This is a genomic window from Gabonia massiliensis, assembly GCF_001403595.1.
Lineage (GTDB): Bacteria > Bacteroidota > Bacteroidia > Bacteroidales > Coprobacteraceae > Coprobacter > Coprobacter secundus.
Genome location: NZ_LN877940.1, coordinates 531,508 through 547,654, shown reverse-complemented (window position 1 = coordinate 547,654; position 16,147 = coordinate 531,508). Strand labels below are relative to the sequence as shown.

Here is a 16,147-nt window from a genome sequence, read left to right as displayed (position 1 = left end):
AATAGCTATTTCAATATCACTTTATAGGGTCGGTTCATCTTATCAGCATAATCCCCTATCAAAGAAAAGAAATATTCTCTGTCACTAAACTTAGAATCGGTCAGTTCCCATGCCGCATATGCATTAAAATGGTATAAACCTCCCATATCGGGCTTCAAACGGGCACACCATGTCCTTATGATATCCGCACTATCTTTAGGCGCATCAAAGGTTTCTGCTAAATTATCGTTGGGTATAATCAATGCCATCCCCATATACCATTCCTTATTATAGGTCTGCTTGTCATGAGTCATCATTGCTGTATAATCTCCAAATTGCTCTTTCTCATAAGGCATATCATTAAAGTTCGAAACAATACCCGTAACCAAATATGTATTATCAGGTAAAGCTGATGTTCTTACCTTATTCTCATAACCGAATTTTCCTGCCCAGATAGTAACCGTTTCCTTCACATCGATTTTACCTCCCGGCACTTCCCATCCATAAAAATCAAGGTCAAATACCGATCTCACCGGTCCCTCCGCAATCAGAGTATATCGAGTAGAATCGACATTATCGACCGTCTTATCTATAGTCACACCTAAACGTACAAGACTATCTTGAGTCTGCAACGCAAGTCCTCCCAAACCGAACGAATTGGCAGCGCTCATAATATCCCGGCCCCATTCGGCCAATACATGATATGTATCTCCCGGTATACCTTCGGGCCGAATACCAACAGTATCTAAAACCATATCCGAAACTCTCTTGCCGAAAACATCCCGACAATTCCGCCCATCAAAATAATGCCGGAACCCCATTTTGTCATTTTCCCAAGCAATACCATCCATCTGGTAAGGATACCCCTCACCCCTCGCCAGATTGTATTTACCATGCACATCGGTTTTCAATTCCCGGATATCTCCGGGTGCATACATCTTGCCATACCGTACATTCGTACGGGGAGCAAATTGAGGATAATCCTCCGGCTCTACCCATTCGAGAGACAAAACCGCCTTCTGGTCAGGCTCAAGAGAGTATACAAATGCAAATTCATCCCATTTTCCATCACCGTCCATATCATCGGCCTGGCAAGGGACCAACTCTCCTTTTTCATCCCGAATTACGGGAGACAACAACATCTTTCCGGCTTGTAGCTGTTCGCGTGTAAACGACAATGCCTCATCGACATGCGCTCTGCCATCTGTATTCTCTAAAACAATCTGTTTAACTTCCGAACTTCCGCATGCCGATAATACAAAAAGAAACGGAATGCACCATAGCTCTTTTTTCATACCTCCAATATTTTTATTTATAATATACCTTCGTCTGCAAAGCTAAAATAACCATCATCACAAAAGATTATGTGGTCTAAAATGCGGATATCAAACAAGGCTGCCGCCTCTTTTATTTTCCGAGTCAACTCAATATCAAGCCTGCTGGGTTTATTTGTGCTGGATGGATGGTTGTGGCACAATATCAACCCCGAAGCCAACTTCTGTACAGCGGGCTTCAACACCAGTCTTATATCTACCGGAGCAAAAGTCGTACCCCCTTGGCCTACACGGACTTTATCCATCACTTTATTCGATGAGTTTAAAAAAGCGACCCAAAATTCTTCATGCGGAAGGTCTGCCAGTTGAGGGTAAAACAAATCATACACATCCCGGCTCGAAAGTATCTTTTTACGCACCTCAGCCTTTTCGCTTTTCCTTCTCCGGCCCAGTTCCAACGCAGCAATAATACTGATGGCTTTTGCCTCCCCTATGCCATCATAAGTATCAGACAAATCATCCACACTCAACTTACCCAATTGATTCAGACTGTTATTCACATCATTCAATATCCGTTGCGACAGTTCCACCGCCGTTTCTTTCTTGTTTCCCGAACCAATCAAAATAGCAATAAGTTCTGCATTGCTCAATGCCTGAATACCTTTCAGAAGCATCTTTTCGCGAGGGCGGTCTTCTACTGCCCACTCGTTAATATTCAACTTTTCGGCCTTTCCCATGGCAATCTTTACAATTTATTTCCCCTTACGCAAACGTATCTCTTCTGTCTCATCCCGGCCCCTGCCCAACAATATTTTCAAGAAAAACGCCTTCATAAAACCGATACCATAGCCCCCCAACTGTATGACACTGGTTATCACCGATAATGCCGCAATCTTAAGATTCTTATTCGAAAACAGAGAAACGCCAAATATTGCCAACAAATAAAAGAGCAACGGCAATATGGCATATGGCCAAAAAAACGAGGCTATAATCATCGCCAACGAACCCAAGACAAAAGCTGCCGGTAATAAATGTACGATTTTCAAGGTATCGGGATATAAAAGATACAACGAAATCCGAGACATCCCGAATATATAAATCTGCCGGCAAAAAAGCTTCAAACTGGTACGCCGCTTATGATAGACATATGCCGGGCGAATGAGTCTAATCGAAAATCCGGCTTGCCGGATACGCGTACTCATATCGATATCTTCGCTGAACATCTCCCTGAAGCCTCCGACAGATTCGAATACTTTCCTGGAAAATCCCATGTTAAATGTACGTGGAGTAAACTTCTCCAACTGCATCTTTCCTCCTCGTATCCCCCCCGTTGTCAGAAATGAAGTCATCGAATAATTTATAGCTTTCTGTATGTCCGAAAAAGACTCATGTGCCTTATCCGGACCACCGAAACAATCAGCATAATTCCGTTCCAATTCCTTACGGACTATTTCAAAATAGGACTCAGGGATGACACAATCAGAGTCAAAGAAAATGAAATATTCTCCCGACGCCTTTTCCATACCATAATTTCGGGCAATACTTCGCCCCTCATTCTCTTTATAATAATAATGCACATCGAGCTTCTCCGAATAATCATTTGCAACAGAGCGGCAAGGCAATGTCGAGCCATCCTCCACCAACAAAATTTCAAAATCATGAGAAGTCTGATTACTAAGACTTTCCAATAAATCCCGTACTTCATCAGGACGATTATAAACAGGTATTATTACTGAAAAATAGGGCATATATGTATTTGTTCTTGTGATGATTACAAAGATAGGGTATTTTAAGAAACCAATAGAAAAATTTTATATAAAATAAGAGCTTGTTTGAATTTTGTCCGAGAAGAATTCTATAAATAATCTCCCGTAGAATCCAGCTCGGATTTGGCTCCACGTCATCCATACAATATATGCTCAAACCGAAATTTACGGTAACTATTCGATATTTTATTTATATATTTGCTTCTCTATTTCCAATTTCTACTTTTATATGACAGACATCCATAAGAAGCAACGAATAGAATACATAGATATAGCAAAAGGTATATGCATTATCTTAGTAGTATATGCACATATCGACACTACTATCCTTGACTATAAAATCGGTATCTTCTTCGATTCTTTCCGTATGCCTTTATATTTCTTTTTATCAGGTCTATTCTTCAAACAATATTCCGGTATTTTTGAGTTTACCATAAAGAAAATAAACAATCTCATCGTCCCCCTGTTTTTTTTCTTCATATTTTCCTACCTGTTCGACTTTATCTGGGCAGCCATAAATACACTTCATGGAAATAATATGTTGAATAATTTTAAATGGCAATTCTGGGACCCGATTCGGTTCGGAGGGGGAGGCTCCCACAATCCACCCTTATGGTTCCTTACTTGCTTATTCGAAATAAACATCATATACTACATTTTGCACAAGTTTCTAAACTTTACCTTGCTGAACATATCCATTATCATCATATCCGTCATAGGCTGGTATTTGGCTGCTAACGGAATCGTCCTTCCCTACAAAGGAACATCTGCACTTGTCTCCCTGCCTTTTTTTCATATCGGCTATCTAATTCGTAAAAGCGGATTCTTAACAGAAAATAAACACAGAGACAAATATTTATTTGCAAGTATTATACCCATTTCAGTCTTTGTATACTACATTGCCCAACCGGTAAATATTGCCGGGCTGCACCTCCCCGACCACTACTGGATATTTTACACTGCAGGCATCGGAGGAACCCTTTCTATCCTGTTCTTATCCAAATGGATAAAACATCTCCCCGGTATTGCTTATTTCGGACGATACTCACTCATAACATTCGGTACACATTGGTCTATTTTCACGACTGCCGGAGCACTGCTTTATCCGTTGATTTCCGAATCATTCACAAGCTATCTCCTGATTCTCCTGATCGTATTGGCTTGTGAAATGGTACTCATACCCATAGGCATAAAATATTTTCCTCGGTTTACTGCCCAGCAGGAGCTCATCCCCTCCGATTTACTAAACAAAGAGAAAATAAAAAAACAATGACCTATACCATTAACAACAATATCACTCGGTCTTCTTATGCCTGTGCGACAAGTATTTTTCTAATCCGTTTCTCCTAAGTTTACATGCCGGACAATGTCCGCACCCGTCACCCGGAATGCCGTTATAACAAGTCAACGTTTCTTGGCGAACCAAGTCAAAAACACCCAATTCATCCGAAAGTGCCCACACAGCTTCCTTATCCCTCCACATCAAGGGTGTATGTATTTCAAACTGCGCATCCATCGCCAGATTGAGAGATACATTCAGCGAACGGATAAAAGTATCCCTGCAATCCGGATAACCGCTAAAATCAGCCTGAGAAACTCCGGTCACCAAATGCCTGATTCCTCTTTGAAACCCGACAATAGCAGCAAAAGTCAGAAACACCATATTCCGTCCCGGAACAAAAGTATTCGGGTAACTATTCTCCGGTTTTTCCTCATCCATCTTCAACTCCGGATTCGTCAAAGAATTATCAGTCAATTGAGCCATCAACGATACATCGAGCACCTCAAAAGGAACACCGGCTTTCTCCGCAATCTTCCGGGCCATCTCTACCTCTAAAGAATGCTTCTGCCCATATACAAAACTTATAGCCTGTACCGACTCGAAATGTGCCAATGCCCAAAACAAACATGTTGTAGAATCCTGCCCTCCAGAGAAGCAGACCAACACCGTTTCTTTCTGTTTCATTTTCTATTATTATAATGTGTTGATAAAATAAGGGAAAGTTCCGCGGAAAAGCCAGCCATTTATTCATCGAGTCCGGTCAAAATTTTATCAGAGATTACCCCCCTTTCTCCTTAAGAGAAAACATCTGTAAAAAAATCTTCAATAATATCTACACCGGCTCTTATAATCCTTGTTTTTTACGTGGTATAGCAAGCACACGGAAAGGTCCCTTTCAGTAGCAAAGATAATGAATAATCTCTATATAAAAGACATTTGTCCCAATAAAAAAGGCATATCATATAGATATGCCTTCTCATAAGTTATTAGCTAAAATCAATAATTATTTTTATTTCACACGCCCAACATAAGTTCCTTCGCGGGTATCTACTTCTATAATTTCACCTTCGTTGATAAACAACGGAACGCGCACAGTAGCTCCCGTCTCTACAGTTGCAGGTTTCAATGTATTTGTTGCGGTATCCCCTTTCAAGCCCGGTTCGGTATAAGTCACCTGCAATTGCACTTTTACCGGTAATTCTGCAAAAAGGATAGTTTCGGTAGAAGTATCAGATACAACTTCGGCAATCATACCTTCTTTCAAGAAATCAACCCCTGTAATCTGGTCACGTGAAATAGGATGTTGGTCGAAAGTTTCCTGATTCATGAAAATATAATCATCTCCTTCTTGATACAAAAACTGATATGGACGACGCTCTACGCGTACATCTTCCAATTTTTCACCGATGTTAAAACGACGTTCCAAAACGTAACCGTTCACAACATCTTTCAATTTTGTACGCATAAAAGTGTTTCCTTTTCCCGGTTTTACATGCAGGAAATCGATACAGAAGTACAGTTTACCGTCCATACGGATAGCTGTTCCGATTTTAATGTCTTGGGCATTAATCATACTTTTTTAACTTATATGTGATTATTATTAGATTATTTACCTCGTTCGGTTTTTACTCTTGACTGCAAAAGTAATGTAAATCAAGAAAAAACACAAAAAGAATCCACTAAAAAATGAGCCATTACTTTGTTTATTAAAAAAAAGTATCTATTTTTGCAGTCCGAATTTTGAATAATAACGATAAATATATACGGCAATGAAAAGAACATTTCAACCTTCAAACAGAAAGAGAAAAAACAAACATGGCTTCCGCTCGAGAATGGCTACCGCTAACGGCCGCAGAGTATTAGCCAGTCGTCGTGCTAAAGGCAGAAAAAAATTAACTGTATCTGACGAATACAACGGATAAGATATATTTTCACAAAATATACTTATATATATGGAAGCAGGGATTCGATAATCGAATCCCTGCTTCCATATATATAAGTATCATACCTTTTCTATCTTCGACAACTCTACATACCATATGTATCCGGAAACATGATTATATCCCATCTTCTCCACCAACGAGACATACTGCCTCACCTGCCTACGATACGAGTCCCGCTCGGCCATACCGAATTTATAATCGATGACCGAAACTTCATTTCCTGCTATAACCACCCGGTCAGGACGATAAAAGATACCCTCGGACTGTAATATTTCAGCCTCATTAAGCACTTGGATTCCCGGAGCAAACCATCTGCTAACTTCCGGAGATGAAATCCATTTTTGAATATGCCCTTCTACTTCGGCAGCTTCTTCCCGTGTCAGTTGCCCGGAAAAAATATAAGGCTTCAATGCCTGGGACAAATCTTCAGGATAATGAATCGTACTCAATATCTCGTGCATCAAAGTACCATATCGGCGTTCTTCCCGGTCGCCAAAATACCCTTTCCCTTGCAACCGTAACCTCAAACGATTTTTAAAATCTATAGACAAATACTCAGGCATAGCTATTTCTTCGACCACAGACGGCTGCTCCGAAACCGTATGCGTTGCCTTCCCAAATTCAAAGACGCAAGTGTCCGGATTATAAAATGACCTTAAATCTACAAATTCCCGCCCGGTCCCATCTGAAAAAGAATTGGACACACAATAATAAAGCAACGACGACACAGAAGATATCGTATTCCCGCTTTTCGGTTTGGGGGCTATCAATACCAACTCTTCCTTAGCCCGGGTAAAAGCAACGTATGCCAGGTTGAGATTATCGATATACGAGTGCATCTCTTCATTAAAATAATCATAGGCATAAATCGTTTTTTCAAGACGGGAGCTATATCTTACCGGTACCAAAGGCAAGCGGTCAAAAGGAGCACTTCGGGGCCGGCACCACAAAATATTGGCATGTTGAGAATCATTATTATCGAGGCTCCAATCACAAAATGGCATAATCACAGCTTTAAATTCCAGACCTTTAGACTGATGTATAGTCATAATACGTATCGCATCCTGCGAATCGGGAGTCAAAATCGTTTTACTCTTTCCCTTCTCATCCCACCACTGTAAAAAGGACGCCAAATCGGCCGAATGCTTATCGATATAAGAAAGCACTATATCCTGAAAAGCCTGGACATAAACCTCATCGCTCTTATTCACCGGAGGGAAATACTCGATTATCTTCTCGCACATCTCAAAAAGGGGACGAGTTCTCAAATCCTCAAACAGGCTCTCTATCCGGGCAAAAAAGGTCAAATCATTCACATCCTCCCGCAAAGAAAAATAGGTACTCAAAGCATCCGAGGGAGCCTGATGCTCATGAAAAATTTCATACTCATATACTGCTTGCGTACGATTTATCTCAGAATCCGGATTTTGCAAATAATTTAAAATACTTATAATCAACTTGATTACAGGAGCATTTCCCAGATACAAAGCCTCGTCCGAAATAATATCGAATCGATAACGGCTATCCGTATTCTGAGCCTTATATGACAATAATTTATCGGCAATGAGCCGCCCGTCCCTCTTATACCTCACAAGAAAAGCAATATCCTTCAGTCTAAGCCCCTGGTCTTGCAACCGCTTCAATACATCGGGAATATCCTCCAATGCCCTTTCTCTCCAAGGAATTTCGTCTGCCGTATCTTTAAAAAATATGGAAACATGCCCCATATAGTCTTTGTTTTTCGGAGAGACATGTTGATACGTATCAGAATATGCATCGACGATTTTATTCTTGAAATCCTTGACCTCATCATCCGATACAGGTGCATCGGCCATATGGTCATTCAAAATATCCTGCAATACTCGTGACGACATCTGAAAGACAACATTATTAAAAGCTATTACCTGAGATGAACTTCTCCAATTGGTATCCAGTACATTATCCGCCATTTGCCCTGCTCCAAAGGATTGTTTCAAACGGTCATGCAATAATTTCCAATCCGAATTGCGCCATCGGTAAATGCTCTGCTTGACATCCCCCACGATAAGACTATTCTTGCCCCGGTCAAGGCTGTCTTTGAACAAAGGCGAAAAATTGGCCCATTGCATATTCGAAGTATCTTGAAACTCATCTATCATCAGATTATCTATCCGAGTACCTATCTTTTCATATACAAACGGCGTATCGCTACCGTCAATGACACGATTCAGCAATTCGGTCGTATCCGATAACAGCAACAAATTATGTTCCTGCTCATAAGCTCTCACATTCCGGTCGATATCACTTAAAATGCCTAATGTATAAAAATATCGCGAGGTCTCTACTACCGACAGATAACGAGGATACAACTCAAAACATTTCAAAACTTTTTCTATACAATCGTTAAGCCCCCCGTTGTAAGCTTCTTCTATACGGGCACGTATTTCCGGAGCCGTTGTTTTCGTATACCATTGTGCAATGTCACCCGCCAATTTAGCAAAAGTCGCCGTAGGCTCCTTTATTATACCCGACGCCCATTTTTCAAAATGAGAAAATGGAGAATTTTTCCCACCCTTGAAATCGGCCGCCTGCAATTGAAAGCGAGACAATAACCGCTGCCCCTCTTCCCCCAGTTCCTGCAAAAAACTTTCGAACATATTCCGTATCTTGGCAAGTTCCGAGATATACTCTTTCAGCACCTTTTTATCCGCTGTCAGGGCCAACAGTTCACGGCTATATGTCTTATAAGTCTCCTTAAATATCTCCCCGGAAAGAGCCTCAATATCCTTGCGTATATTCCAGCTCTCGGCATTCTCCACTTTTTCCTCAGAAAATTTCAACAACCAACTCAACAATTCTTTGCTCGAAGAGTCTTCCAGTTCAAACAACATCCGGTCTACCGCTTCAGACAATACACGAGAATTATCAATCTCCAGATTATATCCGCCCTGTAACCCTATCTCCCGAGTGAAGGCCCGAGTAGTCTGCTGAAAAAAACGGTCGATTGTATCAATGCTGAAAGATGAAAAATCATGGAGCAAGGAAAACAATATCTCTTTAGCCTTACCTTGCAAATCCGATTCATTAAAGCCGGTAAAAGAAGCCAATTCCTTAAAATAATCCGAACTCCTGACACCATGTGCCAATACAAACAATTCTTGTATGATACGCCGCTTCATTTCTCCGGTCGCTTTGTTAGTAAAAGTCACCGCAAGAATATGACGATATGCCTCTCTCTCTTTTGCAGAAAAAAGCAATTTTAGATACTCCAAAGTAAGCCTGTACGTCTTACCCGACCCTGCCGACGCCCGATATACCGTTAACACGAAATATTATTATTTTTTTAAATGACGCGAGCCTTATAATTCTCACCCAACAACACATCCCTGACTTTTGCCCTGAAATCGCCCTGTATCAAAATCTCTCCATCTTTTGCCGAACCTCCTACTCCACATTTGGTTTTCAACAATTTCGCCAGAGACTTCAAATCTTCTTCCGTACCTACAAAACCGGTTATCAATGTCACCGATTTTCCATTCCGGTTACGCTTGTCAAGTTGTATTTTCAATTGCTGCTTATCCGGCGGAAGAGTCTCTGTTTCCTCTTCGCTACCAGATTCATAATGAAAATTCGGATTTGTAGAATACACAATATTCAACCTGTCTTTCCAATCATTTTTTTTAGCCATTATCTCAATATTTAACTCCGATTATCCCTTAAGTCCTCGATATTCAGTATATTTGCGTCCAAATTTAATACAGATAAAGAAGGTTACCAAACAAAACCTTCAGATTAAAAAAAATTATTACTTTTGTAATAATGCAGAAAAATACGCATTTATGGCTAACGAAAACACTAAAATAAATATTAAATTGCCCGAACCTTCACTTCGTCGTTTGCCGTGGTATCTGGCATACGTCAAGTTGCTGAAAGACAAAGGTGAAGAATACGTCTCTTCTACTCAGATTGCCAAGGAGATTAATGTAGATGCATCACAAATTGCCAAAGATTTGTCTTTTATAAATATCTCGGGAAAAACAAGAGTTGGCTATGAAGTAAATTCTCTGGTAGAAGTATTGGAAAACTTTCTCGGATTTACCAATGTTCACAAAGCCTTTATATTCGGAGTCGGAAGTTTAGGTGCTGCATTGTTACAAGACTCCGGATTAGCACAATACGGGATGAATGTAGTAGCCGGATTCGATGTCAAAAAAGAACTTGCCGGAACTATGATAAATGGAATACCGGTATACCACATTTCCGAGTTCGAACAAAAACAAAAAGAATTGGGCGCAAACATAGGTATATTGACTGTACCGGTAGAACGGGCCCAGGAAGCCACAGAAAACATGATTGCCGGAGGAATAAAAGCAATCTGGAATTTTACCCCGTTCAGAATTCGGGTTCCCAAACATATCGTTGTCCAGAATACATCCATTTATGCACATTTGGCTGTTATGTTCAATCGGTTAAATAATCTAAAAAAATAACACCGTTCCCTATCAACCTTTCAGAAAAGAAAAATAAATGAAGATTATTGCTGTTGGATGGAATTATCTCTCTCACAATAAAGAGATGAATCGTACGTTATTACCTAAAGAGCCTGTCATCTTCTTTAAACCGGAGACTGCTCTTTTAAAAGACGGAAAGCCGTTTTTTCTTCCCGACTTTTCGGAAAGAATTGAATATGAAACCGAACTGGTATTCCGGGTTTGCCGGCTGGGAAAAAATATTGCCCCACGATTTGCGCACCGCTATTATGACGCTGTAACCGTAGGTATAGACTTTACAGCTCGCGATTTGCAAAGCAAATTACGGCAAAACGGTGAGCCTTGGGAAATATCCAAAGGATTCGATTCTTCTGCTGTAATAGGGAATTTTATAGAAATAGAAAAAATTGGAGATACATGCCAGTTGCCCTTTTCCCTATCCATAAACGGGAATACCGCCCAACAGGGGAATAGCAAGGACATGATATTCAATATAGATGATATTATTGCATACGTCAGCCGTTTTTATACGTTAAAAATCGGAGATCTCATTTACACCGGAACACCCGATGGTATCGGACCTGTAAAAATAAATGACCACTTGCAAGGGTATCTGAAAGAGGAAAAAGTCCTCGATTTTTATGTAAAATAAAATTTATATACAGAATATGCCATATCATTCTTTTTTAAGAATATTACTTTTGACCATAAGGACTGATTACACGATAGCATTATTTACTGCCATTGTACTAAGCATATTTACTGCTGGTGCACTAAACGACGGAAACAGATATACTCGTGAATCGGTATTAAACTCGGGTTCTTGGGTACGGGTAAAAGTATATGATAACGGCATATATCAGATTTCATACAGCGACTTGCAACAATGGGGATTTTCCGACCCTTCCAAAGTAAAAGTATACGGATATGGAGGAAAAATGCTTGAAGAAGATTTTACTACCCCCTATACCGATGACCTGCCTGAAATTCCGGTATATCATGCCGGTGATAAAATTCTGTTTTACGCACAAGGTATCATTTCCTGGTCATACAATACATCCAAAAGCATTTTTGTACACGACCGACATGCTTACTCATTGGCCGGATATTATTTTATCACACAAAATGATAACCCGGCGACCGAACTCCCGACAGACAATACACCCGATGACGAAAGTTTGAGTGCGACATCGGTATTCGACGACTACGACCTGTATGAAACCGAATCGGTCAATTTAGGAAAAACCGGAAGAGTTTTTTACGGAGAAGATTTCCGCTACACTACCCAACGGACTTTTTCTTTCGATATTGCAGGTATACCTGAAGACAATAAGACCGTAAGAATGCAAGTCGATTTTGTTGCCAAATCGCCTAATTCCAGCAGGGTGACCATCTCTCATAATGGCAGCAGACTAAATACCTATACTATAAAGGGGATGACCAGCAATAGCGACCTGAATTATAAAAATGCAGAATTACTTTCTGCCTATGATGTATGGGACAGTGACCTCTCGTCTGTAGATAATATTTCTATCGGTTACGAAGGCAGTGATGTAAGGAATGCAAGGCTCGACTTTATCCGCCTGACCTTTAAGCGTAAATTACAATTATACGGAAGCTCGGTCTTATTCCGTAATATAGAAGCCCAATCAAAAAAAATCAGGTATGCCGTGCAAACTGACAAATCGATACAAATCTGGGACATAACAGACCCTATAAATCCGGTATCGGTTCAGACCAAATCTCAAAATGGCGTTTATTATTTCACTGCTAAAGAAACAGGATTAAAAGAATATGTAGCGTTTGACCCAAGTGCCTCTTTTCCCTCGGCAGAGTACGTAGAAAACATGGCAAACCAAAATCTACATGGATGGGAAAAAGCCGATTTGTTTATCCTTGTTCCTCCCGAATTGGCAAGTGAGGCAGAACGCCTGGCGCAACACCATATAGAAAAAGACGGATTGACATGCAGAGTAGTACTACCTCAACAAATCTATAACGAGTTCTCTTCCGGCACTCCCGACGCAACAGCTGTACGACGATTCATGAAAATGTTCTACGACAGAGCCGGTGAAGACGAATCGTTAAAGCCTCGTTATTTATTGTTGTTCGGAGACGGAACATATGACAACAGGCTCATATCAAGTGAGTGGAACAGCTACAAAGACAGTTTTATCATCAGTTACCAATCTGTAAGCGGGCTTAGCGAAAGGAGCTCCTACGTCTCTGATGATTATTTCGGGTTCCTGGATGACAATGAAGGCAAAAATCTGCCCAGTGACAAACTGGACATTGGAATCGGTCGTTTTCCCGTTAGGACACTATCAGAAGCCCAAATTGCCGTAGATAAAGTCATTGCCTATGCCAATAGTACCGACTTCGGTGTATGGAAAAACAACCTATGCTTTGTCGCCGATGACGGAAATTCGTCACAACATATGAGTACATCCGATAAATTGGCCAATTCAGTCGAGACAAATCATCCTGAATTTTATTGCAATAAAATATATATAGATGCATTCAATAAGGTAACGTCGGCAACTGGTTCAACTTATCCGGACGCTAAAAAGAAAATGTTCGATTTGTTAGACGACGGACTGCTCCTCATCAACTATTGCGGACATGGAAGCACCAAAGGCTGGACGGCAGAAAGAATCCTGGAATTAAATGACATTCAGAAAATGTATTTGAAAAGATTGCCACTCTTTATAACCGCGACCTGCGATTTCAGCCGCTTTGACGACGCTGCATATTCGGGAGGAGAATATCTGTTCTTAAATGCCAAGGGGGGAGCCATCGCTCTGTTTACAACCACAAGGGTTGTCGAAACATACGGAAATGAGCTGATGAACATGGGACTCATTTCACATCTTTTCGACCGGGATGAAAACGGAAACCGATTACGTTTGGGAGACGTCATGAAATTAGCCAAAAGGAGTATTTCGGGAAGTGATGATAACAAACTGAATTTTGTATTACTGGGAGACCCGGCTTTGCATCTAACCTACCCGGAACACAAATTAATTGTAACCGAAATCAACGGAATCCCTGTCGAGAACTCTTCCGCTTCAGACATACAACTCCAGGCCCGGGCTATGGTTACAGTCAAAGGTGAAGTCAGGAGTTTTGAAAATAATGGGAGTGGAACGAAACTGACCGATTACAACGGTATCATATATCCCCGACTATATGATTCACAGACGACAGTAACTACCAACGGTAACGGAACCGACGGAAATGATAAGACCGGAGAACCTTTTACCTTTAAAGAACGAACCAACCTATTATATACGGCCAAAGATTCTATTAAAAACGGAGAATTTTCTTTTCAGTTCAAAATGCCTAAAGAGTTAAATTACTCTCTTGAATCCGGATATCTCAATCTATACGCAGGTTCTCTCCTGAATGGGGAAGCATTCGGGGCAAGTACGAATTTTATCATTGGAGGAATGGACAATACTGTGCCTGAAGACAATGAAGGTCCTGTCATCCATTCGATGTATCTTAACACTTCAGGATTCAAAGATGGAGATCTCGTAAATGAAAATCCTGTCTTTTTCGCCGAAATAGAAGACCCGTCTGGCATCAACCTTTCCGGTATCGGTCTGGGACACGATATGACGATAAATATCGATAATTCGGTATATACCGAATATGTTCTCAATGATTACTTCGACCCTCAATCCGGGACATACGGCAAAGGAACCGTGATGTATGAAATTCCGGAATTGGAAGATGGATACCACACCCTTACATTTAAAGTATGGGATACTGAAAGCAACTCCTCAGAAAAAACAATCACATTCTCAACCCAAAAAGGAATAAAACCGAATATTTTCGATTTATGTGTCAACAAAAATCCGGTCAGCGATGTCGCTCGGTTCTATATCGAACACGACCGGCCTAATACGAACATGAGTATCGCCATATCTATTTATAATCTGTTTGGAGAGCAGGTCTGGACCTATAAAGATGAAGGAAAGTCCGATATGTGGACTTCTCCGGTAATAGAATGGAATCTGACAGACCTTGCCGGCCGGCGGGTTACTTCTGGCATATACGTCTATAAAGCGATAATTTCTACAGACAATGAACATGAAGCCACCAAAGCAAAAAAAATAATTGTATTGGGGCAATAAACTAACTAAAAAGCTGTTTTATTTATACGACCAATTATAAAAATTGTCATTAATAGCCCGTTTAGAAGTGAAAAAGATGAAACAAATTCAAAGACTGACCATTTTTATTCTGATAGCCACAATGGGTATGTTTACTTCGATACATGCTCAAAACAATAAAAATACTTCAAAAAATGAATTCAACCCCATTACGACCGGGGTCATGTCTTTAGGTATCAACCCGGATGCCCGAGGTGGAGGTATGGGAGATTTGGGTGTCGCTACCGACCCGGATGTCAACTCCCAATACTGGAATCCGGCAAAATATGCCTTTGCATATAGCAACGCCGGAGTAGCTCTCTCCTATACACCTTGGTTACGCAAACTGGTAAATGACATTAATCTGGCATATCTTGCCGGTTATTGGAAATTCGGGAGTCGTGATTTACAAGCCTTGAGTGCCTCTTTACGCTATTTCTCCTTGGGAGCTATCAACATCACCGATGAAGGAGGAAATACAATCAACTCTATCAATCCGTACGAAATGGCCGTGGACCTGGGATACTCGCGTAAACTATCTCAATCATTCTCAATGGGGGTAGTATTCCGCTTCATTTATTCAGATTTAGGATACAACATGGGAACTGACGGAAGCGCTTCCGATGCGAAAGGCGGGGCTGCCTTTGCTGCCGATATAGCCGGTTATCAAACTTTCTACCCGATTGTAGGTAGAAGCGAATGCCAATGGTCTTGGGGATTCAATATTTCCAACATCGGCTCAAAAGTTTCTTATGACGGAGGGAATTCCAGTGCATTTTTGCCAACCAATTTGAGGCTGGGAACCACATTCCTATTTCCTTTAGCAGATTATAATACCCTCTCCTTAAACCTCGACTTGAACAAACTGTTGGTACCAACAAAACCCAGACAAGAAGACTATGCCGACAAAGAAGCCTATCAAGCAGCAGAAGACAAATACGAAAGCACTTCCCCGATAAGCGGTATATTCAAGTCTTTTTCTGACGCCCCGGGCGGATTCAAGGAAGAATTAAGAGAAATCAACTTCTCCATAGGAGCAGAGTATTCTTACAACCAGCAATTTTTTTTACGGGCAGGATATTACAATGAAAACAAATATAAAGGTAACCGAAAATTCTTCACTTTCGGTGCAGGTTTCGCTCTTAACGTATTCCGCCTTGATGCGGCTTATGTCGTAGCCGCAGCTCAAAGCAGCCCTCTTGACCAGACATTAAGATTCAGCTTGGCATTCGACATGGATGGAATCAAAGATTTAGTAGGAAGACGAAGAAGATAAA

Annotated in this window: 13 protein-coding genes; 6 read left to right on the top strand and 7 right to left on the bottom strand. The window is 40.8% G+C overall.

Going from position 1 to position 16,147, the window contains the following annotated elements; genetic code table 11:
• Positions 1–5 precede the first annotated feature (5 nt).
• The 3 genes from BN2628_RS12235 to BN2628_RS12225 are packed head-to-tail and all read right to left on the bottom strand — an operon-like array spanning position 6 to position 3,001.
• Entirely contained in the window at positions 6–1,274 is a 1,269-nt protein-coding gene (locus BN2628_RS12235) for a DUF4861 domain-containing protein (protein WP_055097491.1), read from the bottom strand.
• Positions 1,275–1,291: 17 nt separating this feature from the next.
• Positions 1,292–1,990, bottom strand: a complete 699-nt coding sequence (gene radC / locus BN2628_RS12230; protein ID WP_055097487.1) for a RadC family protein — start codon at positions 1,988–1,990, stop codon at positions 1,292–1,294.
• Positions 1,991–2,005: 15 nt separating this feature from the next.
• The gene (locus BN2628_RS12225) at positions 2,006–3,001 is read right to left on the bottom strand and encodes a glycosyltransferase (RefSeq protein ID WP_044224853.1); all 996 of its coding nucleotides are present in this window, start codon (positions 2,999–3,001) and stop codon (positions 2,006–2,008) included.
• 247 nt (positions 3,002–3,248) lie between these two features.
• Here BN2628_RS12225 and BN2628_RS12220 point away from each other — a divergent pair, with 247 nt between their 5' ends.
• Positions 3,249–4,292 (top strand): acyltransferase family protein, encoded by a 1,044-nt coding sequence (locus tag BN2628_RS12220; RefSeq protein WP_044224857.1) that lies wholly within the window; start codon positions 3,249–3,251, stop codon positions 4,290–4,292.
• Positions 4,293–4,313: 21 nt separating this feature from the next.
• Here BN2628_RS12220 and queC read toward each other — a convergent pair whose 3' ends face one another.
• Together queC and efp are read right to left on the bottom strand one after the other, a co-directional pair.
• Complete coding sequence (queC, locus tag BN2628_RS12215; protein WP_044224860.1) at positions 4,314–4,985, bottom strand: 7-cyano-7-deazaguanine synthase QueC; 672 nt, start codon at positions 4,983–4,985, stop codon at positions 4,314–4,316.
• Positions 4,986–5,310: 325 nt separating this feature from the next.
• Complete coding sequence (efp, locus tag BN2628_RS12210) at positions 5,311–5,874, bottom strand: elongation factor P (protein WP_044224863.1); 564 nt, start codon at positions 5,872–5,874, stop codon at positions 5,311–5,313.
• A gap of 196 nt (positions 5,875–6,070) precedes the next feature.
• Here efp and rpmH point away from each other — a divergent pair, with 196 nt between their 5' ends.
• On the top strand, positions 6,071–6,223 hold the full coding sequence (gene rpmH, locus BN2628_RS12205) for a 50S ribosomal protein L34 (RefSeq protein ID WP_055097481.1): 153 nt from the start codon (positions 6,071–6,073) through the stop codon (positions 6,221–6,223).
• 80 nt (positions 6,224–6,303) lie between these two features.
• On the opposite strand, the gene BN2628_RS12200 is transcribed toward rpmH, so the two are convergent.
• Positions 6,304–9,549: a UvrD-helicase domain-containing protein gene (locus tag BN2628_RS12200; RefSeq protein ID WP_055097477.1), complete on the bottom strand. Its 3,246-nt coding sequence runs from the start codon at positions 9,547–9,549 to the stop codon at positions 6,304–6,306.
• A gap of 17 nt (positions 9,550–9,566) precedes the next feature.
• Complete coding sequence (locus BN2628_RS12195; protein ID WP_044224869.1) at positions 9,567–9,911, bottom strand: translation initiation factor; 345 nt, start codon at positions 9,909–9,911, stop codon at positions 9,567–9,569.
• A 151-nt stretch (positions 9,912–10,062) separates the two neighbouring features.
• Between BN2628_RS12195 and BN2628_RS12190 the strand changes: the two genes are divergently transcribed.
• The 4 genes from BN2628_RS12190 to porV all read left to right on the top strand — a co-directional run bounded on the left by BN2628_RS12190 (position 10,063) and on the right by porV (position 16,146).
• Positions 10,063–10,713 (top strand): redox-sensing transcriptional repressor Rex, encoded by a 651-nt coding sequence (locus tag BN2628_RS12190; RefSeq protein WP_044224872.1) that lies wholly within the window; start codon positions 10,063–10,065, stop codon positions 10,711–10,713.
• 37 nt (positions 10,714–10,750) lie between these two features.
• Positions 10,751–11,365 carry a fumarylacetoacetate hydrolase family protein gene (locus tag BN2628_RS12185; protein WP_044224875.1) on the top strand — a complete coding sequence of 205 codons (615 nt, stop codon included), beginning with the start codon at positions 10,751–10,753 and terminating at the stop codon, positions 11,363–11,365.
• A gap of 49 nt (positions 11,366–11,414) precedes the next feature.
• The gene (porU, locus tag BN2628_RS12180) at positions 11,415–14,852 is read left to right on the top strand and encodes a type IX secretion system sortase PorU (protein WP_157256060.1); all 3,438 of its coding nucleotides are present in this window, start codon (positions 11,415–11,417) and stop codon (positions 14,850–14,852) included.
• Positions 14,853–14,928: 76 nt separating this feature from the next.
• Complete coding sequence (gene porV / locus BN2628_RS12175) at positions 14,929–16,146, top strand: type IX secretion system outer membrane channel protein PorV (protein ID WP_021930798.1); 1,218 nt, start codon at positions 14,929–14,931, stop codon at positions 16,144–16,146.
• The last annotated feature ends 1 nt before the right edge of the window (position 16,147 follow it).

Coding starts and splice junctions, on each gene's coding strand:
- queC (WP_044224860.1), bottom strand. CDS start 4,985: ATGAAACAGAAAGAAACGGTGTTGGTCTGCTTCTCTGGAGGGCAGGAT.
- BN2628_RS12195 (WP_044224869.1), bottom strand. CDS start 9,911: ATGGCTAAAAAAAATGATTGGAAAGACAGGTTGAATATTGTGTATTCT.
- BN2628_RS12235 (WP_055097491.1), bottom strand. CDS start 1,274: ATGAAAAAAGAGCTATGGTGCATTCCGTTTCTTTTTGTATTATCGGCA.
- efp (WP_044224863.1), bottom strand. CDS start 5,874: ATGATTAATGCCCAAGACATTAAAATCGGAACAGCTATCCGTATGGAC.
- BN2628_RS12220 (WP_044224857.1), top strand. CDS start 3,249: ATGACAGACATCCATAAGAAGCAACGAATAGAATACATAGATATAGCA.
- BN2628_RS12225 (WP_044224853.1), bottom strand. CDS start 3,001: ATGCCCTATTTTTCAGTAATAATACCTGTTTATAATCGTCCTGATGAA.
- rpmH (WP_055097481.1), top strand. CDS start 6,071: ATGAAAAGAACATTTCAACCTTCAAACAGAAAGAGAAAAAACAAACAT.
- radC (WP_055097487.1), bottom strand. CDS start 1,990: ATGGGAAAGGCCGAAAAGTTGAATATTAACGAGTGGGCAGTAGAAGAC.
- porV (WP_021930798.1), top strand. CDS start 14,929: ATGAAACAAATTCAAAGACTGACCATTTTTATTCTGATAGCCACAATG.
- BN2628_RS12190 (WP_044224872.1), top strand. CDS start 10,063: ATGGCTAACGAAAACACTAAAATAAATATTAAATTGCCCGAACCTTCA.
- BN2628_RS12185 (WP_044224875.1), top strand. CDS start 10,751: ATGAAGATTATTGCTGTTGGATGGAATTATCTCTCTCACAATAAAGAG.